This window comes from Companilactobacillus sp. y65-5 (genome assembly GCF_057541095.1).
This window is the reverse complement of record NZ_BAAJOA010000001.1, coordinates 612,866-633,507: the sequence shown is the minus strand read 5'-3', so window position 1 is coordinate 633,507 and position 20,642 is coordinate 612,866. Positions and strand designations below refer to the sequence as shown.

General features: G+C 38.7%; 14 protein-coding genes and 1 riboswitch. Of the genes, 12 read left to right on the top strand and 2 right to left on the bottom strand.

Going from position 1 to position 20,642, the window contains the following annotated elements; genetic code table 11:
* Positions 1-4 precede the first annotated feature (4 nt).
* Positions 5-466 carry a GAF domain-containing protein gene (locus AC27FM_RS03235; protein WP_487085893.1) on the top strand — a complete coding sequence of 154 codons (462 nt, stop codon included), beginning with the start codon at positions 5-7 and terminating at the stop codon, positions 464-466.
* A 42-nt stretch (positions 467-508) separates the two neighbouring features.
* On the opposite strand, the gene AC27FM_RS03230 is transcribed toward AC27FM_RS03235, so the two are convergent.
* Positions 509-1,669 (bottom strand): cation:proton antiporter, encoded by a 1,161-nt coding sequence (locus tag AC27FM_RS03230; RefSeq protein WP_487085892.1) that lies wholly within the window; start codon positions 1,667-1,669, stop codon positions 509-511.
* 163 nt (positions 1,670-1,832) lie between these two features.
* On the opposite strand from AC27FM_RS03230, the gene AC27FM_RS03225 reads away from it, so the two are divergent.
* Entirely contained in the window at positions 1,833-4,643 is a 2,811-nt protein-coding gene (locus tag AC27FM_RS03225) for a BspA family leucine-rich repeat surface protein (RefSeq protein ID WP_487085891.1), read from the top strand.
* A gap of 75 nt (positions 4,644-4,718) precedes the next feature.
* On the opposite strand, the gene hutU is transcribed toward AC27FM_RS03225, so the two are convergent.
* Positions 4,719-6,746, bottom strand: a complete 2,028-nt coding sequence (gene hutU, locus AC27FM_RS03220; RefSeq protein ID WP_487085890.1) for a urocanate hydratase — start codon at positions 6,744-6,746, stop codon at positions 4,719-4,721.
* A gap of 214 nt (positions 6,747-6,960) precedes the next feature.
* Between hutU and hutI the strand changes: the two genes are divergently transcribed.
* From hutI to AC27FM_RS03170, 10 genes are all read left to right on the top strand, one after another.
* Entirely contained in the window at positions 6,961-8,226 is a 1,266-nt protein-coding gene (gene hutI / locus AC27FM_RS03215; protein WP_487085889.1) for an imidazolonepropionase, read from the top strand.
* Positions 8,227-8,373: 147 nt separating this feature from the next.
* Entirely contained in the window at positions 8,374-11,433 is a 3,060-nt protein-coding gene (locus AC27FM_RS03210; protein ID WP_487085888.1) for an ATP-binding protein, read from the top strand.
* 645 nt (positions 11,434-12,078) lie between these two features.
* Positions 12,079-12,975 (top strand): glutamate formimidoyltransferase, encoded by an 897-nt coding sequence (ftcD, locus tag AC27FM_RS03205; RefSeq protein ID WP_487085887.1) that lies wholly within the window; start codon positions 12,079-12,081, stop codon positions 12,973-12,975.
* Between the two features lie 12 nt (positions 12,976-12,987).
* Positions 12,988-13,614: a cyclodeaminase/cyclohydrolase family protein gene (locus tag AC27FM_RS03200; RefSeq protein ID WP_487085886.1), complete on the top strand. Its 627-nt coding sequence runs from the start codon at positions 12,988-12,990 to the stop codon at positions 13,612-13,614.
* Between the two features lie 36 nt (positions 13,615-13,650).
* Positions 13,651-15,330 carry a formate--tetrahydrofolate ligase gene (locus tag AC27FM_RS03195; RefSeq protein WP_487085885.1) on the top strand — a complete coding sequence of 560 codons (1,680 nt, stop codon included), beginning with the start codon at positions 13,651-13,653 and terminating at the stop codon, positions 15,328-15,330.
* Between the two features lie 2 nt (positions 15,331-15,332).
* On the top strand, positions 15,333-15,926 hold the full coding sequence (locus AC27FM_RS03190; RefSeq protein WP_487085884.1) for a HutD family protein: 594 nt from the start codon (positions 15,333-15,335) through the stop codon (positions 15,924-15,926).
* A gap of 49 nt (positions 15,927-15,975) precedes the next feature.
* Positions 15,976-17,373 carry an APC family permease gene (locus tag AC27FM_RS03185; protein ID WP_487085883.1) on the top strand — a complete coding sequence of 466 codons (1,398 nt, stop codon included), beginning with the start codon at positions 15,976-15,978 and terminating at the stop codon, positions 17,371-17,373.
* Positions 17,374-17,412: 39 nt separating this feature from the next.
* Positions 17,413-18,963, top strand: coding sequence for a histidine ammonia-lyase (gene hutH, locus AC27FM_RS03180; protein ID WP_487085882.1), 1,551 nt, complete (start codon positions 17,413-17,415; stop codon positions 18,961-18,963).
* A gap of 108 nt (positions 18,964-19,071) precedes the next feature.
* On the top strand, positions 19,072-19,950 hold the full coding sequence (locus AC27FM_RS03175) for a YitT family protein (RefSeq protein ID WP_487085881.1): 879 nt from the start codon (positions 19,072-19,074) through the stop codon (positions 19,948-19,950).
* Between the two features lie 16 nt (positions 19,951-19,966).
* Positions 19,967-20,067: riboswitch (THF riboswitch) on the top strand.
* A gap of 39 nt (positions 20,068-20,106) precedes the next feature.
* The gene (locus AC27FM_RS03170; RefSeq protein WP_487085880.1) at positions 20,107-20,631 is read left to right on the top strand and encodes a folate family ECF transporter S component; all 525 of its coding nucleotides are present in this window, start codon (positions 20,107-20,109) and stop codon (positions 20,629-20,631) included.
* Positions 20,632-20,642 lie beyond the last annotated feature (11 nt).

Genomic DNA, 20,642 nt, shown 5'->3' with positions numbered 1-20,642 from the left:
AATTATGACAGAGACACAAACTTCACTGATGAATCAACAATTAGATGCTTTATTATTTCAAGAGACTAACCTAGTCACAAATCTGGCAAACGCCAGTGCCTTGATCAACGATACTTATGAAGATATCAACTGGGCAGGATTTTATTTGTATAATCCTGAAACTGGTGAATTGGACTTAGGACCCTTTCAAGGAAAAGTCGCATGTATGCACATCAAACCCGGTTCAGGGGTAGTGGGTACGTCGTTTAAGACACAAGAAATTCAACGTATCGCTAACGTGCATGAGTTCCCAGGTCATATCGCCTGTGATAGTGCCAGCAATTCTGAAATTGTCGTACCTATTACTAAGGGAGATCACCAGATTGGTGTGTTGGATATTGATTCACCGTCATTGGATAGATTTACTGCTGAGGACGAGATTGAACTGACAGAGTTCGTTGAGATTTTGACGAGTCATTTAAATTAAAAAGGTTGATGACAAGATTTTAAGTCTTGTTCATCAACCTTTTTATTCTGTTGCTTCTGAACTCAAAATCTTATTAAAAATCATAGGACATATAATACAAGTTATGATAGCAGCCAGTGTAATAGCTCCATTTTGGGCCTCGTCAATAATTTTTAAACTCTGCCCGACTTGTAAGATCGGTAATACCAAGGTAATAGTTGTCGACATCAATATGGCGGCTCCGAATGACTTTTTGTTGCCAAACTTATGTCTCAAGACGAAGAAGATGATCGACTTGGCTAATATAAAGGCTACCAGGAAGACGGGAATCAGGATCAGTGCATTTTGATCTTGAAACATGGTTCTTAAATTAAGATTTACACCTGTGACGATGAAGAAAATCGGCACGAAGAATCCATATGCCATCGAACTAAGCTTTTCTTGAGTATCTTTTTTGGGATTGAGCAGTTTCATTACTACTCCGGCTAAGAAAGCACCTAGGATGCTTTCAGCTCCGATTTGTTCAGCTACGGTTACTAAAGTAAAAATCAAGAAGAAGGCCAAACGAATATCTAACTGTGTTGTAGTCTTGTCGATGTTATCGAAGAAGACATAAACTCGCTTGAATCTTCTCAATAGAAAAATAGCAACGATGAAGATAACTGGTAATAAGAAAGCTGAAAAATAATTTTTTTGTTGGACGGCAGAATAAATCGTCAATGCGACTAAGGGGATGAACTCGCCCATAGCGGATATCAACAACAGCGTTTGACCGTATTCGTTGTTCAATAAACCGGCCTCAGTCAGTAACGAGATGATGACACCTAGGGCGACGGTACTGACTAAGATAGTTGCCAAAATCACATTGTCGAACAAATCGAGATGATAGAGGACGATACTTAATACGATCGACATGGCGAGCACCGAGGTAAAACTACCAAATGCCAAACCTAAAGGAGATTTTTCAGCTCCTTTAGGTTTTTTTTCGAACAGTGAAAAGTCTATTTCCATCCCACCTAAGAAAATCAGCATGATAACACCCAGGTTTGCTAGATATGTCAGAGTGGAATTAGGCTGAATCAGATTAAAGCCAGTTTTACCAATAATTATTCCCATGATAATTTCAGCAACAGTTCCCGGTATTCTAGTGATGCGGAAACGAGCCATTATCAGAGGTGTTGCCAATGCGGCAAATAGCGTGATCAATATTGAAAATTTACTCATTTTAAACCCCTTAAATATTTCTATTTATTGAGTTTAGACTAATTGAGGATAAATTCAAATGAAATGTTTAATATTATTCAATTGCTCTAGAAATAATATATGTTTTGTGTTTAATTGTAGTTGTAAGTGATTTTGTAATAGTTACTGTGGAGGATAATTTATTATGAGATATAAACAATCGAAGAAGTACCCAGATATTATTCCTAGAAAGAAAATTTATCAGAATAGTAAAAACTGGATAGTTAAAACTAGTCTGGGTTTTGCCGGAGGCTTGGCATTGTTGGGAATGACCCAGTCAATCACGGTGCGCGCTGATGATGTTAGTGATGAGACCACGCCTCTTAGTCAAAGCATCTCCGAGCCCAGCGCTGATGATACCAATCAGACTGATGCGTCAAGTAGTTCTGATCAAGTAGTGACAAATAACAATTCTTCCACACCTAATAGCACTGCAAACAATGATTCGAACAGTGCTTCGAATAATATTTCAATAGATGCGAAGAAATTAACAGACACTGTGACGGGATCCAGTGATGAATCATCAAATGTGGGAATTGATTCTAATGGTAATAGTACGAATGATGTAGATGGTGCAAACGGCACTGCTCCGAGCGCTACTTCTGAAGCCAATACTAATACGACCGATGTGCAACAGACAACTACAAGTGCGGCAACTGAGGTTCCGGATTCAAACACCTACGGAATAGATTGGAATATCACTGATGATGGGGTATTGCATATTCAAGGTGGCACGCTGGAGGATACGACTTATGATAGTGATACCATATCAAACAGTACCGGTCCCTGGACGCAAAGCCAAAAGGATAAAGTAACATCGATTTCTTTTGATGGAGATGTCACCGCCTCAAATAGCATTGCGGGTTTGTTCTATAATTTTAATAATTTGAAAAATATTGAAAATCTAAACCGTTTGGATACATCCAATGTTACAGACATGAGCGGGTTATTTTCTCAATGCTCCTCACTACAGTCAGTCGATTTATCTAATTTTAAAACATCCAAAGTTACAAATATAACTGAATTATTCAGAAATTGTTCAGGATTAACGACAGCTGATTTGTCAAGTTTCAAAGATGCTACTCTGAAAAATATGACAGGGTTATTTTTGGGTGCGAATAAATTAGGATCAGTTAATGTCGAGGGACTTGATGTTTCTGGGGTTACTAGTTTTCACAATGTATTTGCATATTGTACGAGTTTACAAAATTTGAATATTTCTAGCTGGAATATGACTAAGGCATTAATTTTAAATCACATGTTCTATACTTGTTCGGCCTTGAGCGCTATCACTTTACCTTCGGAGGGGATATCTACCAAAGTGAGTTCAGATGCAATTTGTGATTTTTCTAACATGTTTGCAAACTGTGACGGTTTGGTATCACTGGATATTTCAAAGATCAATACAGCTATTAAAAATGCTACAAGAGTCGACATGCTTAGCTTCAGCCAAGGATACAGTGATTCTTATAACAAATTAGAGAGCCTAACATTATCTACGATAAATGACCTCACGGCTACTGGATATAAGACGATTATTCTCGGTAAAAAATCCGATGATCGTCGTGCAAATGGCTGGACGGATGGTGATGGCACAATTTTGGGTACTGATGATTTAGGAAGTCGATACTCTTCTACGGTGAATGGTGGCAATGTTACCTGGATGATTGATTATGCAGACTATGTAAGTTTTGATGTTAAATATGTTGCTGAAGATGATCCTACCAATATACTATATACGACTACAATTGATAAAAGTGACAAGTACGTGGTTGGTGATTCTTTTACTCCGAAAAGTTTGAGTAAGTTTGTCGATGGTAAAACAAATTATAAGGGATATGATGCGACATCTGTACCTGCCGCAACAAATGTTCCTGGCAATAGAGTGATTATTGTCAAAGTTCCCAAGGCACTAGTCTATGAACCGTTTACTTGGCAGATTGTTGAGACAGATACTAATGGTAAAGAGCTTAAAACTACTACAATAGAGTTGCCAATCAGAGATAATTCAGCTACACAAATTTTTAATGATGGTTTATTGAAGCTTTCTGATAAAAAACTAGTTTTATACGATGAAGATAATAAAAATGGAACTTATATAGAGTTACCTGGTTCCCCCGCCCCCTTTCACATAACAGCAGACTTATTAGAACAGATTGGCTTGTCTGACTCAATAACTGCTGGTAACCTTATTAGCATGCTGGGGATAGTGCCAGATAATGGTCTGATTGAAAAATACTATGCTGGCCAGACCTATATAGTACACGCCGTCTACGAACCAGAAAAAGACACCAATACAAATGGCGGTGGTGGTGGTTCCCACAACAACTCTGATCAAGATGACGAGGACACGACTGGAACGGTAGATAAGATAAATCAAACTATCTCGATCCATCCCAACAGTCCCGCCGTCCAGACATACGACAACGAAGGTAATCCTACTGAAAAGATCAAGTTGAATCCAACCAGTAATTGGTCTAGCGATGCCGTCATGACTTTAGACGGTACTAAGTATTATCGTGTCGCCACAAATCAATGGGTCAAGGCTAGTGACGCTTACGTCTATCATGCAAAAGACGTCAACGTCCGTGTCTACCGCGATGTGCTCGGTAGATTAAAGGATTCAGAGATCGATGCGGTCAATCGCGCACTCAAATCAAAGAGTGAGTGGAAGTCAGATAGATATGTGATGTTTGATGATGCACAATATTACCGTGTGGCTACGAATGAATTCGTGAATGCCAGTGATGTCTATGAATATATTAATGTCAGCGGTACACTAACTACTAACTCATGGACTGACTTGTATGATGAACGTGGCAATAAGCTAACTTCACATCTCAATAGTGGGGAAGTCTATGCGATAGATAAGATGATCAACATCGATGGTGTGGATTATTACCGTGTTGCTACTAACAAGTTTGTTAGAGCTACTGACGATATTGTTATCAACTAAGAAACAAATCAAATAAGGACCTCTCACATAGGAGAGATCCTTATTTATTTTTGTATGACTATATATTTTTTAATTTTATTTCTCAAACAATGAATTTACAGCTACGTCAACAGCATCTTGGTCAGCGAGATATGGAATTGTGATGTGATCAGTTCCAGCATTCATCTTGTTGTATTCAATTGATGTTTCGATAGCGTGTGGGTTACGAGCCCAGCTACGACGAGCTACTCCACCCATTGTGTCCCAAGCAATTGATGACTTGATGATTTCATCGACTTCTGCAGAACCATCTAATACTAATCCAAATCCACCATTGATGGCTTTACCAATACCAACGCCACCACCGTTGTGGAGTGCAACTAATGTCATACCACGGGCAGCGTTACCAGCGTAGCATTGTGTTGCCATATCAGCGCAGACGTTACTTCCGTCTTTGATATTTGATGTTTCTCTAAATGGTGAGTCTGTTCCTGATACGTCGTGGTGATCACGTCCTAGCATAACTGGACCGATCTTACCTTCACGCACTAATTCGTTGAATTTGAGCGCGATATTTACACGTCCGTAACAATCTTGATAGAGGATACGTGCTTGAGTACCAACAACTAAGGCATTCTTTTCGGCGTCTCTGATCCAATTATAATTGTCACGATCTTGGTAACGACGATTAGGGTCGATCACGTCCATAGCTGCGTGGTCAGTTTGAATCAAGTCTTCATGTTTGCCACTTAGACATACCCAGCGGAATGGTCCATATCCATAATCGAATAACATTGGTCCCATGATGTCTTCAACGTATGAAGGCCAGATGAATCCGTCCTTGTCATCGTGTCCGTTCTTTGAGATCTCTGTGATGCCTGAATCATAGATCGACTTCATGAATGAATTACCATAGTCGAAGAAGTATGTCCCGTCAGCGACTAATGACTTGATAGCATTGAAGTGACGTTCCAATGTCTTGTCAACTAAGCCACGGAATTTTTCTTTGTCGTCAGCGAGCATGGCTGTTCTTTCGTCAAAGGTCAAGCCAACAGGGCAGTAGCCACCTTCATAGACGTTGTGACAAGATGTTTGATCTGACAACAAGTCGACATGTAAGTCTGTTCCGTTGATATATTCTAGCAAGTCAACGATATTACCATGGAAGGCGATAGATGTACTTTCGCCACGTTCCATGTAATCTTTGGCCATCGTTACAGCTTGTTCAGGTGTTTCAGCGAGCTTACTTACCCAGCCTTGACTCATACGTGTATCGATTCTTGATCTATCGACTTCAGCGATGATGGCTACTGATTTTGCGATTTCAGCTGCTTTACCTTGAGCACCACTCATGCCACCTAATCCAGATGAGATGAATAATTTACCTGTTAAATCGCCATCGTCAGGAATGCCTAATTTTAATCTACCAGCATTCAAGAGGGTATTAAAAGTTCCGTGAACGATACCTTGAGGTCCGATATACATCCAACCACCAGCGGTCATTTGGCCGTAGTTAGTAACGCCCATTTCTTCGGCAACTTCCCAGTCGTCGATGTTGTCATATTCTCCGACCATCAAGCCGTTAGTGATGATTACACGTGGTGCAGTCTTCTTAGACTTGAATAATCCCAATGGATGTCCTGATTCAACTACTAATGTTTGTTCGTCAGTCATAGCTTGCAAGTATTTTTTGAGTAAACGATATTGCATCCAGTTGTGACATACTGAGCCAGTTTCTCCATATGTAACTAGTTCGTAAGGATAGAGTGCTACGTCGAAATTCAAGTTGTTGTCAATTTGGACTTGAATTGCTTTACCAGCAGTACATTTTCCTTCGTACTCATCGATAGGCTTGCCATAGATTCTTTCTTTTGGATACCAACGATAACCATAGATACGTCCACGAGTTCTTAATTCTTCTAAGAACTCAGGAATAACTACATCGTGAAATTTAGGATGAACATAGCGAAGTGCGTTTTTCAATGCTAGTTCTGTTTGTTCTTTTGTCAAACGGAATCCACGATCAGGTGCACGTCTAATTCCTTCTTGGAAAACAGTTTTTTCTGGTAATTCGTCGTCCAACTTGATTGTCATTGCTTCTTCCATTTCTTTGTAATCGATCATCTTAATAGCCTCCTAGTTACATACTCTTATTTGTATTGACTTAGACTTATTTAATACTGCAAGTTCAGTATATTAAGCATGTGTCAATTGAGAGTCTATACTGAGAATTTATTATTTGATCAGTGGCTACCAAAACGGCAATCCTTTTTTTGACACAAATTTGACAGTGAATATTTAGAATGGAGGAAAAGTCATAATTGATGGAGTGTGCATAATGAAAGCAGATAAGATCTTAAGTAATTTTAGTCAGATTTTTTGTCCCTCAGATATCGGTCATCCATTGAGAGGCGAAGAAATGAACGACGCTACGATAGTTGAGAACGGATATATTGCCATAAAAGACGGTAAAATATTAGCTATTGCTGCTGGTGATCCTGACGCTGAATTAGTCGATGATTCGACTGAAATCGTAGATTGCACTGGCAAGATGGCTACACCGGGTTTGATCGATTGTCACACACACTTGGTATATGGTGGTAGTCGTGAAAATGAATTTTCTAAAAAATTAAACGGTGTGCCATATCTAGATATCCTCGCTGCTGGCGGTGGTATCTTGAGTACTGTTAATTCTACTAGAGATGCTGATTTTGATACATTGTATGACAAGACATCTAAGTTAGTTGATGACATGATAATTCACGGTGTTACGACTGTTGAGGCTAAGAGTGGTTACGGGTTGAATTGGGAAACTGAAAAGAGACAGTTAGAAGTCATCAAGAAGATCGATGAAGATCACGATATGGACTTGGTTTCGACCTTCATGGCGGCACATGCCATTCCTCCAGAATATAAGGGTAGATCTGATGAATTTATTGATATGATCGTTGAAGATATGTTGCCAAAGGTCAAAGCAGAACATCTCTCCGAATTTTGTGACATCTTCTGCGAAACAGGTGTCTTCACGGCTGAACAATCAAAACGTCTATTACAAGCTGCTAAAGATCAATGCTTCAAGTTGAGAATCCATGCTGATGAGATCGATTCGATCGGCGGTGTAGACGTTGCAGCTGAACTAGGTGCTGTCAGTGCTGAACACTTGATGGTCATCACGGATGAAGGTATCGATAAGTTAAGCAAGGCTCACGTTATTGGTAATCTCTTACCGGGAACGACTTTCAGTTTGATGCAAGATACTTATGCTCCAGCTAAGAAGATGATCGATAGTGGTATGGCGATCACTTTGACCACAGATAGTAATCCCGGCAGTTGTCCAACTTCCAATCTACAATTCATCATGCAGCTAGGTACATTCATGATGAAATTAACACCGATTCAAGTTCTCAATGCTGTAACGATCAATGCAGCGTATTCAGTTTGTCGTAACGAATCGATCGGAAGTTTTGACGAAGGCAAGAATGCTGATATTACAATTTTTGATTCACCAAACATCGACTATCCATTTTATTTCTTTGCAACTAATCTAGTAAGTGAAGTTTATAAGAATGGTAATTTAGTCGTTCAAGATAGACAGAGAGTATAGTTCCACTTGACTAGAGACCGAAACGTTTATGTTCCGGTCTTTTTATTTGCATTTTTTGTCTTTTAAAGTTTGAGACTGTTATCGGTTTCACAAATTGTTGTCTTTTGACCTTTTTTTGACGTATAGTATTTGTGAGGTGAGCATAGCATGAAGAAAATACTAAAATTTCAATTGTTTGGTAATCCCAAGATTTATTTAGCCGATCAACAGATTTTTTTCTCCTTCTCCAAAATCAATGCTCTTTTGTATTATTTAGCCGTAAATCAGTCGATCAGCAGGGATGAAATTGCCGGATTGCTGTGGCCGAATAAATCCGAACAGAGTGCCAGAAAGAATCTCCGTAATACGATTTATCAGGCAAACAAAGTTTTGGGTGACGACTATATCGTTTCTCCAAACAAATCTGTTTTGCAGTTGAATGAAGAATTATCCGTTCAGAGTGATGTTGAGGAATTTTTATCGGCACCGACTGAACAACTAAGTAAGTATCAAGGTGAGTTTTTGAAAGGATTCTTCTTGAAAGACTCAGAAAATTTCGATCAGTGGACGACGCGGATGCGGAATATTTATGAACAAAAATTCGTACATAATTGTTACCATAAGGTTTCGAAGGATATCGCTAACAATCAATTGGAAGATGTAGAACGAAATATTCAACGACTGATTGCGATCGATGAATACGATGAAAGAAACTATCAATTACTGATGCGCTTCTATCAAGATAGTCATCGCAACGGCAAGGTCATTGAATCATACTATGAATTAGTCAATACGCTAAAAGAAGAACTTGGCATCAAACCGAGTGAGGAAACACGTAAGATTTACGAGAAGACTTTGGAAATCGTAAATCGCAAGAAAAACCGCGAGGAGAATCTAGAGAATTTTCACTTCTTTGGTCGTACTAATGAGATCGAAGTTTTAGAAGCAAATTTTGACGCCTTTTTCCATGATGATAATTTCAAGTCAGTTATCATACAAGGTGATGCTGGAATCGGCAAGACAGCACTCGCTAATTTGGTGATCAATAATGTTCACAGCAAGCATATATTGTTGAATTTTACTTGTTTTCATTCCGAAAGATTATTTACACTCAGACCGTGGCGTGAGTTGTTACAAAAAATCGAAATAATTCTCAAGGACAATGAAATCGTCACTTCCAATTTATTTGAAAAAACTTGTCAAAAATTCTTTCCATGTTATTCCAATGACAGCCTGCAAAATTTTGACGATCAAATGACGGACGATCAGATCAACTATTTGTCACAAATCATCTTAGAGTCATTGAAAATAATTGAACGTGATAATAAATTGATCATCAATATTGATAATTTACAGTGGATGGACGAATGGAGTTTGAAATTATTAACTAGTCTGATGTTGCATGATCAAGAAACCTTATTCTTGTTGACGCTGAGATCTAATTATCAGACTCATATTGATGATTTCATCAACACCGTCAATCATTATGGTAGATTGAATATTATTGATTTACAGCCGTTCAGTCAAGACTCGATATCTTCATTTATGGAAAAACAAATTCCGTCTAATGGTTTAGACTTTGCGGCTTTAGATGAGCTATACGATGAATCAGAAGGTAATCCCTTCTTCCTGATGGAATATGTTAGACAGATCAGACTAGGCCTGCGCCCCGACTTCATGACGCCAAAGATTCAAAAAGAATTAAAGTTTATCTTACAAGATTTGGAACCGAGCGAAGAAGAGATTTTAGAGGTGGTTTCATATTTTCCTGAGGGGGCACCGCTAAAGATCGTCTCGACTTTGTTGAACCGTACTGAAGATAGCATCGCCAAGGATATCGCTCGCATCAAACAGCACCAGCTGATCAGTGAGTACATGGTTGAAGGCGAGATTCATCTGAGTTTCCTTCATAAGAAGTTTAGAGAATTTATTTATTCACAACAAGCACCGTCAAAATTACGAGTGATCCACGAAAAAATCGCTGTTTTATTGGAACAAAAATTGCGCTCTGCTGATGATGAATCGGCATTACTGTCGCAAATTGCTTATCACTATAAGTATGCTAATCAGGAATTAAAGTCGTTAGATTATGAATTATCACACTTACAGATTTCACTAAAATTCCAACATGAATTGTTCCCGATATATTCGGAGTACAACAAGGAGTCTATCGAATTAGGTGACATCGAATGGCACAATGAATTGACTAAGTTCAAGCAAATCGGAGAACGACTCAAAGCGATTGAATACCAATATGAAGGTAATCAAACTTATGAATTGTTACTAATGAAGTATTTGTACTTTGAAGGTCGCTACTTTATCAATAGTGGTAATTACAATCAAGGTATCGAAAATATTCAGCGAGTCATCGTTAAAGCTAAGGAACTTCATCACGATGACTTCCTGATTCGTGGTTATCGTCAGATGATTTATTATTACATTCAGACTGACAATGCGACTGACATGGCACACTATATTGACTTGGCAATGAGTATTTCGATCAAGTCAAACGACCACCAGTCGATTGGTATTTTGTTACGACTCAAGGGATTGTACAATTTGATGATCGGTAATTTAACTGAGGCCGAACACTTATTGATCGAGTCGATCACGATTTTTACTATCTCTGATGAAGTTAGGGAGAAGTATTCCAGTAATATCGCGGCGGCTTATGATTATCTGGCGGAGATCGAACGGTTGCGTGAGAATTACGATGCGGCTATTAAAAATGAGAAGAAGGCTATCGAGCTCTGTGAAGAGACTGGTTTGAAGACTAGTTTGGTTATTTTTTATGTAGATATGGGTATCTCGATGTTTGCTAACGAAGATTATAGTGGTTCGAAGATTTATCTTCAGAAGGCTCAGCAACTCTACGACAATCTATCCTCGCCATGGAAACGGACGCAATTAAATGCTTATTTGGCACTTAACGAATTACATGATGGCGATTACGAATCTGTCATGCGGTTCTTATTGAGCTTCAACGAATACTACACTTACTTGTCCAACCCAAGGGACATGGGGATCGTCTATTTCATTCAAGCTATCGTTAAGAATATGCTCAATCAGCAGTTGATAACTGATTCTTCGTTGTCAGAGTTACTCGGTCAAGATGAATCATTTTATTTAGCAAAGGCAAGAGAAAATTTGAGTCAGTATCGTGACCAATTCGAGTTACAGTATTTAGACGGTATTTTTGACGGAAATAACTCGATCGAGACTAATTAGTAAATTAAAAAAATTATATTAATAAAGGCGCCAAGAATGATAATTATTGTCATTTTTGGCGCCTTTTCTGCTTTTTCGTGAGATTAGAAAAATTTAATTTTAGTGAATATTTTTTAATGTTTGTATCTATTAAACGTCAAATGACCTAGTCATGAAGATTAGATTACTTGACAAACCATTTACACCAATTTGGGATATTTTTATACTTATCAGCACTATTGCTTTCTATTAATAAATTTAATAGTTAATATCGTTAAATCAAATTAAAGTATTGATAGATATATCTTTCAGAGCATATTAATCTCAAAAATCACTGTCAAAAAAGTGTCAAATTTTTAATCTTTGAACATATGTTTAAACATATATCATAATTTCTTGAAGATTATTTATAAAATTCAAACATTAGAATCGCCGGATACCTTGATATGAGTGCTATTGACCCACTTTTACTACCGTGATAAGTTAATAGCGGTTAATGAAAGCGATAACAAGTATAAACAGGTTTTAGACTAAACTCGGGGGCCGTCCAATTTTGGATGATTGATAAAAATCGAGGTGATGAGTTTTTATGTGACCCATGGAAATCTGAGTTTGTTGTCTTTTGTTAAAACAATCAAGTACACAAATTTGAAAGGATGTTTGATCATGGATAAATTAATTGAATGTATTCCAAATTTTAGTGAAGGCAGAAATCAAGAAACAATTGATGGATTAGTTGAGACAGCTAAGGGAATCCAAGGTGTCACACTATTAGATCACTCTTCAGATACAAATCACAATCGTAGTGTATTTACATTAGTTGGAGACGAGGATGGGATCCAAGAAGTTGCTTTCCAACTCGTTAAATATGCAAGTGAACATATCGATATGACTAAGCACGAAGGTGGACACCCACGTATGGGAGCTACTGACGTCGTACCATTTGTACCTATCAAGAACATCACCGCAGAAGAATGTGTTGAAATTTCCAAAAAAGTTGCAAAACGTGTAAATGACGAATTACAAATTCCAATCTTCCTATATGAAGATTCAGCATCTACACCAGCACGTAGAAACCTTGCTAAAGTAAGAAAAGGCCAATTCGAAGGAATGCCAGAAAAACTTCTTCAAGACGAATGGGCACCTGACTATGGCGAAAGAAAGATTCACCCAACAGCTGGTGTAACAGCAATTGGTGCACGTATGCCATTAGTTGCATTCAACGTAAACTTAGATACAGATGATGTTACGATCGCCAAAAAGATTGCTAAGATCATCCGTGGTTCAAGTGGCGGTTTCAAGTATTGCAAGGGAATCGGACTGATGCTTGAAGACCGTAATATCGCTCAAGTTTCGATGAACATGGTTAATTACGAAGGAACACCACTATATCGTACATTTGAAACAATCAAGTTTGAAGCTAAACGTTATGGAGTAAACATCATCGGTAGTGAAGTGATCGGATTAACACCTGCTAAAGCATTAGTAGACGTTGCTGAATACTACTTACAAGTTGAAGACTTCGATTACGACAAGCAAGTTCTAGAAAATCACTTAATCTAAGGAGAATGATCAATGAAATTAACTGATATGCAAGTACGCGAATTCATGACCGTTCTAGGTTCTGATGAACCAGCTCCTGGTGGAGGCTCCGCTTCCGCACTAGCAGGTTCGATGGGGATCTCACTTACTAAGATGGTTACGGAACTAACGATCGGTAAGAAGAAGTATCTAGAATTCGAAGATGTTGCAAAAGAAACTCGTGAAAAAGCTACAAAACTGCAAGCTGAGTTGCTCGATGCAATTGACAAAGATACCGAAGCATTCAATGAAGTTTCAGCGGTATTCTCAATGCCAAAGTCAACTGATGAAGAAAAGGCTGCACGTAGAAGTGCAATGCAACAAGCATTGAAAGGCGCTACCAAAGCTCCTTTCAGCATTATGGAACAATGTGTTGAAGCATTGAGAGTAACTGAATCTATCATCGGTAAATCAAATACTAATGCCGCAAGTGATCTAGGGGTAGCAGCTTTGAACTTGAAGTCAGCACTTCAAGGAGCATGGCTCAATGTATTGATCAACTTATCTGGTATCAAAGATGAAGAATTCGTTACTGAATACAAACAAAAGGGAACGGTCTTACTAGATGAGGGATGTCCTTTGGCAGATACAATTTATCAAGAAATTTTAAAAGTGGTGTAACTGTTAATACCAATGAGAAGGGCGGAGTTAAATATTATGGCAAATTTATCTGATATTGAAATTGCAAGTCAAGTTGAAATGGAACCGATCCAAAATATCGCTAAGTCAGTCGGTATTTCTGAAGATGATCTATCAATGTATGGCAAGTACAAAGCCAAAATCGATATTAACAATATGACTGGTCTAGATGATGCCAGTCAACGTGGAAAACTCATCTTAGTTACAGCTATTACACCAACTCCAGCTGGTGAAGGTAAGACCACGGTGTCAGTTGGTTTGGTTGATGCATTATCAAATATTGGTAAAAAAGCTGCGATCGCAGTTCGTGAACCATCATTAGGACCTGTCTTTGGAATCAAGGGTGGTGCTGCTGGTGGTGGACATTCACAAGTAGTTCCAATGGAAGATATCAATTTACACTTCACAGGTGATTTTCATGCTATTGGAGCCGCTAATAACTTATTGGCAGCTTTACTAGATAATCACATCCATCAAGGCAATGCTTTGAACATTGATACTCGTAAGATCACTTGGAAGCGTGTAGTGGATATGAATGATCGTCAACTACGTCATATCGTTGACGGCTTGCAAGGTCGTGTCAACGGTGTTCCTCGTGAAGACGGCTATGATATCACAGTTGCTTCAGAAGTTATGGCTGTGTTGTGTCTATCAAACAACATTACAGAACTCAAATCAAAATTACGCAAGATGATCGTTGCCTACAACATGGATGGTGATCCTGTTACTGCAGGTGATCTCAAGGCTGAAGGAGCATTGACGGCATTACTCAAAGATGCAATCAATCCTAATATCGTTCAAACATTGGACCACACACCTGCCTTCATCCATGGTGGACCATTCGCAAATATCGCTCACGGATGTAACAGTATCTTGGCTACTAAATTAGCTCTTAAATACGCTGACTACGCAGTTACAGAAGCAGGATTCGGTGCTGACCTTGGTGCAGAGAAGTTCATCGACATCAAGTGCCGCTTGGCAGACATGCAACCAGATGCTGTAGTCTTAGTAGCAACAGTTCGTGCCTTGAAGATGCACGGTGGCGTTAAGAAGACAGACCTCAATGAAGAAAATGTGGCAGCAGTTGAAGCCGGACTACCAAATATGAAGAAACACATTGATAACATTCAAAACGTATACGGTATGCCAGTTGTAGTTGCTATCAACAAATTTCCTAATGATACAGATGCTGAATTGGCAATTGTTGAAAAGGCTTGTGAGGAATTAGGCGTTAAAGTAGCTCTTGCAGATGTATGGGGCAAAGGTGGAGCAGGTGCAGTTGACTTAGCAAGTGCCGTTGTTGAAGCTGCTGACAAACCAAACAACTTTAGCTTCGTATATGACTTAGAAGACTCGATCGAAGAAAAACTAGACAAGATCGTACAAAAGGTTTACGGAGGAAACGGCGTAGAATTCACACGTGGTGCACGTAAACAATTATCAGAACTAGAAAGACTAGGATTCAATGAATATCCAATTTGTATGGCAAAGACACAATATTCATTCTCTGATGACGCTAAGAAGTTAGGTGCACCAACAGACTTTACAGTTAAAATCAGTAACTTAAAAGTTTCTGCAGGTGCTGGATTCATCGTTGCTCAAACTGGAGCAATCATGACAATGCCAGGATTACCAAAATCACCAGCAGCAGAACGAATCGATGTTGATGAGAATGGAAATATTTCTGGATTATTCTAGAAATGGAATTAATTAAGATAGCAGAGAATGATTATCAAATTTCCAATTGGAGTGGAGGTCAGACAACACAGTTTTATCTGTCTCCAACTAATGGTAAATATCGACCAGGCAATTTTGACTATCGGATTTCAAGTGCGACTGTTGAATTAGATACGACAGAATTTACCCCCTTGCCAGGTTACAAGAGAATTATTTTACCACTGCAAAATCAATTAGTATTGGAAAATAATGCAAAGACGATCACTTTGGAACCTTTTCAAAAATATTATTTTGCAGGTGATGACAAGATTACTAGTCATGGCAAATGTGTTGATTTCAATTTGATATATCGTTCTGATTTAGAGGGACATGTCAATTTTCTAATCGATAATAAATCTTTGAAGCTACAAGCGGATACGGAATACATTTGTTATTTCTTACACGGATGCTCAGTGATTTTTAAAGACGACGAATCAATACAAAGTAAATTCGTTAGTAAAAATGAATCTTTATATTTTAAAACAAATTCAACCTCGACAATGTTTGTGACAAGTGCGGCAGGTTCTTCAATAAATCCTATGGCCATTTTAGTTTGGACAAGTGAGAAGGAATCATGATTGAAATTGCGCTTCAAGAACAGGTGTAACACCGAGAGGAGAATCGAATATGAAAAGTGAAAGCCAAATTCCTGAAGATTCAGATATCAAGGACCTAGGGGAATTAGAAAAAGTGAGTGAAGACGCCAAATTCAGTCTCAATGGCGCCACGCTTTATGGTATTAATGCTGTTATCGGGTCAGGAATCTTCCTTTTACCTAAGGACATCTATAAGGATTTAGGTCCAGCATCACTGGTAGCTATGTTGTTAGACGTGTTCCTAGTATTGATGTTAGCAGTATGTTTCGCTGAAGTATCAGGGTACTTCAATAAGAACGGTGGAGCCTTCCAATATGCAAAAACAGCGTTTGGAGATTTCATTGGTTTCAATGTTGGTATCTTGGGTTGGTTCGTTACGATCGTAGCTTGGGCTGCTATGGCAGCCGGTTTCGCAAAATTATTAATTCAAACTTTCCCTTCATTAGCAGGGAAGAACACGATTATAAGTATTTTATTGGTAACGTTCTTATCAATTATCAATAGTACTGGTATTAAAACTTCAAAGGTCTTTACAATTACTATCACTATCGCAAAGATCATTCCAATTATTGCATTTACTCTAGTTACAGTATTCTTTATCAAGCACGGTATCAAAGTAGGACACTTCACACCATTCCTACAATTGAGTCCAGGTATGACAGTTTCCAAAGCAGCTGCATCAACATCCCTAACAGTTTTCTATGCATTTATCGGATTCGAAGCCTTGCCAGTTGTTGCTGGTGAGATGCGTAATCCTAAGAAGAACGTTCCTAAGGCTATTATTGGTTCGATCAGTATTGTTTCGCTATTCTACTTCATGATCATCGCCGGAACGATTGCTATGTTAGGTGCGGGTATTTTACAAAGTAATGCTCCCGTTCAAGATGCATTTGTACAAATGATAGGACCAGCTGGTAAGTGGATCATCTCCATCGGAGCTTTGATCTCTATCGCTGGACTGAACATGGGTGATTCCTTGATGATCCCTCGTTACGGAGCTTCGATCTCCGACGAAGGATTATTACCAAAGATCATCTCAAAACAAAACAAAAAAGGTGCTCCATTCGTAGCTATTATTTTCTCAGGAGTAGTTACAATTGGCTTCCTACTAAGTGGTTCATTTGAACAATTAGCAGAATTAAGTGTTGTTTTCCGTTTCTTCCAGTACATTCCAACTGCACTTGCCGTAATTTGGTTAAGGAACAAAGATATGGACAACGAGCCAGTGTTCAAATTACCATTCGGTCCAGTTATCCCAGTTATTTCTATTATCGTAAGTATTTGGATGGTCGCAGCAGCTAACCCAATCAACCTTATCGCTGGATTGGTAGGTGTGATCATCACAAGTACCATGTACTTCTTATTTATCAAAGGGAAGAAATTAGGCTCAGACTCAGGTTCTGATTCTGATGATGTCGATCCCGCTTAAAAAATCTTTTTGAATCAAAAACACATGGGGGTTTTACTAATGATCAAAGAAAAGACAATCATATTAGATGGTAACAGCTTAACACTTGAAGACGTTGTTTCAGTTGCACGTGAAAACGTCAAGGTAAGTATTGCTCCAGATTCAGAACAAGCAGTTAATGATTCTCGTAAGATCATCGACAAGATCGTTGAAGACAAACGAATCGTTTATGGTGTTAATACCGGATTCGGTTCACTCTGTAACGTAAGTATCTCAAGAGACGATACAGCGCAACTACAAGAGAACTTAATCAGAACTCACTCATCAGGATATGGCGATCCATTCCCAGAAGATGTCGTGCGTGCAGTCATGTTGATCCGTGTTAATTCACTTGTCAAAGGATTCTCAGGAATTCGCTTGAGCACCGTTAAATCATTGATGGATATGTTGAACGCGGGCGTACATCCATTCATTCCTGAAAAGGGCTCACTCGGTGCATCTGGAGACTTGGCTCCATTAGCTCACATGGTTCTCCCACTTCTAGGATTAGGTAAAGCATATTATCAAGGTGAATTACTACCTGGTAAAGAAGCAATGGAAAAAGCTGGATTAGAACCAATTCAATTGAGTGCTAAAGAAGGACTAGCTTTGATCAACGGAACAACAGTTTTGACAGCCGTTGGCGCTTTAGCAACATATGATTCAATCGAATTGCTCAAACTATCAGATATCGCTGGAGCCTTGTCACTTGAAGTTCACTCAGGAATCTCAAGTCCATTTGAAGAAGATCTCCATACGATTCGCCCACAAAGTGGACAGTTGGCAACTGCACGTAATATCCGCAGATTGATCGATGGCTCAGACTACACAACTGAAGCAACACAAGACCGTGTTCAAGATGCATACACATTGAGATGTATTCCTCAGATTCACGGAGCAAGTAAAGATTCGATCGCTTATGTCAAAGAAAAAGTTGAAATCGAAATCAACTCAGTAACTGACAATCCAATCGTTACTCGTGAAGGTAAAGTTATTTCAGGTGGTAACTTCCACGGTGAACCAATGGCACAACCATTCGACTTCTTAGGAATTGCTGCTTCAGAAATCGGAAACGTCTCAGAACGTCGTGTCGAACGTCTGGTTAATACACAACTAAGCAAGATGCCTTCATTCTTAGTTAAACATCCGGGACTCAACTCAGGATTCATGATCACACAATATGCATGTGCTTCATTGGCATCAGAAAACAAGATCTTGGCACATCCAGCCAGTGTTGATTCAATTCCTTCATGTGAAAACCAAGAAGACTTCGTAAGTATGGGTACGACTGCTGCACGTACAGCCGCAGAAATCATTGGTAATTCCAGAAGAATCGTTGCTACAGAAATCATGGCAGCTTGCCAAGCACTAGACATCAAGTCACGTCAACATGGACTTGGAAAAGGTACACAACCTGCCTATGAAGAATTCCGTAAATCAGTAAACTTCATTGAAAACGATAAGGATATTGAAATTTACGACGAACTAAACAAAGCAACAGAAGTACTTGAAAATGGTAATTTATTGGACGCTGTTGAAAAAACAGTGGACTTAGATATTCAATTTAAATAATTAGCATATGAGCAAGTAAAAAGTGTTGAATGACTTAGACCGCTGCGAACCTTTTTGCTTGTTCTTTGTGGTATCAAAAGTTATTTAGAAGGGATGCAAATTTAAAACATGTCGAATAATAAGCGAGAGAAGTTTTGGCAAGATGTTGTTACCAAACTGACGATTGCTATGATATACGCTGTCTTATATTCCATGGCTTTGAATTTCTTCTGGCAACCAGGACATATTTATTCTGGTGGACTAACTGGTATAGCGCAGATATTATCAACTCTTGCAGAAAGAGCTGATAACATAAATATTCCGATTTCGGTTATTTATTACTTATTAAACGTACCAATGTTCATTCTGGCGTGGTTCAAGATCAATCGTAAGTTTGTAGTATTTACTATCATTGCAGTCACATTTGCTTCATTTGCAATTCAAATAATGCCTAATATGACTTTGATCGATGATCCAATCATTTGTGCAATATTTGGTGGATTGATCAACGGATATTCGATGGGATTAGCACTTAAACATGGGATTTCCACAGGTGGTATGGATGCTCTTATCATCACTTTACGACAGACGACTGGATTAAGTGTTGGAGCAATTTCAATGGCATTTAATGGTGTTATCGTTTTGACGGCTGGGTATTTGTTCGGTTGGCCCTATGCTTTTTATAGTTTAGTTTCGATCTTTGTAAGTGGGAAAGTCACTGACTTGGTTTATGTAAAACATCAAAAGGTTCAAGTGATGATTATTACACGGCGCCCAGATGTCGTGATCCCTGCTTTGCAGAAGGAATTAAAACGTGGTATCACTGCAATTCCACAAGCATACGGAGCATATGACTTTAATACTCAATCGGTTTTGATCACAGTGATTACCGTCTATGAGATGGAAATCTTAGCTGAGATCATGAAAGAAGTAGATCCAAAGGCTTTTGTAAGTGTATCGCAAGATATCAAGATTCTCGGAACCTTCGAGGAATTAGATATCGTCTAAAAAAAATATCAAATAGGACAGAGTAGTTAGTAGAGCGTTAAGTGTCGAAGAGACGGAATGTGCTTTTCGGACGAAAAATGACAATCCATTTGCGGTTCTACTAACGCATTCGCTGCATAAGGATTTATGTGGCAGCTCTAAAGGGAGATGCTAGGAATGGGAAAGAGAAGTAACGCACAATTTATCGCAACAATGGGACTATTGATTGCATTGATGATAGTATTATCACAAGTTTTTGGTTTTGAAACACAATTGCTCAAGATAACTTTTGATTTCATACCACAAGTGGTTATGGCAAGTTTGTTTGGTCCAATTTGGACTGGCGTGGGCTCAGTTATCGCTGACTTGATCGGTAGTACCGTCCTTGGTAAAGGGGCATTCTTTATTGGATTCACTTTGAACGCCTTTATCACAGGTGTTTTATACGGATATTTCTTCTACAAGAAACCAATCAATTTCAAAAATGCCTTCTTATGCGTGTTGTTGAACACATTGATTATCAGCTTATTCTTAACACCACTATGGTTGTCGATCATGTATAAGATTCCTTTCACAGATGGAAGACTGTGGATGATTCGGATCGTTAAATCATCGATCATGTTGCCAATTCAAACAATAATGATTGTTTTCTTCGGTAACGTAATTCCATTTAAATCATTATCGAAGAGATTTGCTGCATAATAATAGTTTCA

What these genes read in the sequence shown, in the direction of transcription:
- hutI (WP_487085889.1), top strand. Translation starts at nt 6,961, where the DNA reads ATGAAAGCAGATAAGATCTTAAGTAATTTTAGTCAGATTTTTTGTCCC.
- AC27FM_RS03190 (WP_487085884.1), top strand. Translation starts at nt 15,333, where the DNA reads ATGGAATTAATTAAGATAGCAGAGAATGATTATCAAATTTCCAATTGG.
- AC27FM_RS03175 (WP_487085881.1), top strand. Translation starts at nt 19,072, where the DNA reads ATGTCGAATAATAAGCGAGAGAAGTTTTGGCAAGATGTTGTTACCAAA.
- hutH (WP_487085882.1), top strand. Translation starts at nt 17,413, where the DNA reads ATGATCAAAGAAAAGACAATCATATTAGATGGTAACAGCTTAACACTT.
- AC27FM_RS03235 (WP_487085893.1), top strand. Translation starts at nt 5, where the DNA reads ATGACAGAGACACAAACTTCACTGATGAATCAACAATTAGATGCTTTA.
- AC27FM_RS03200 (WP_487085886.1), top strand. Translation starts at nt 12,988, where the DNA reads ATGAAATTAACTGATATGCAAGTACGCGAATTCATGACCGTTCTAGGT.
- hutU (WP_487085890.1), bottom strand. Translation starts at nt 6,746, where the DNA reads ATGATCGATTACAAAGAAATGGAAGAAGCAATGACAATCAAGTTGGAC.
- AC27FM_RS03210 (WP_487085888.1), top strand. Translation starts at nt 8,374, where the DNA reads ATGAAGAAAATACTAAAATTTCAATTGTTTGGTAATCCCAAGATTTAT.
- AC27FM_RS03185 (WP_487085883.1), top strand. Translation starts at nt 15,976, where the DNA reads ATGAAAAGTGAAAGCCAAATTCCTGAAGATTCAGATATCAAGGACCTA.
- AC27FM_RS03225 (WP_487085891.1), top strand. Translation starts at nt 1,833, where the DNA reads ATGAGATATAAACAATCGAAGAAGTACCCAGATATTATTCCTAGAAAG.
- AC27FM_RS03230 (WP_487085892.1), bottom strand. Translation starts at nt 1,669, where the DNA reads ATGAGTAAATTTTCAATATTGATCACGCTATTTGCCGCATTGGCAACA.
- ftcD (WP_487085887.1), top strand. Translation starts at nt 12,079, where the DNA reads ATGGATAAATTAATTGAATGTATTCCAAATTTTAGTGAAGGCAGAAAT.
- AC27FM_RS03195 (WP_487085885.1), top strand. Translation starts at nt 13,651, where the DNA reads ATGGCAAATTTATCTGATATTGAAATTGCAAGTCAAGTTGAAATGGAA.
- AC27FM_RS03170 (WP_487085880.1), top strand. Translation starts at nt 20,107, where the DNA reads ATGGGAAAGAGAAGTAACGCACAATTTATCGCAACAATGGGACTATTG.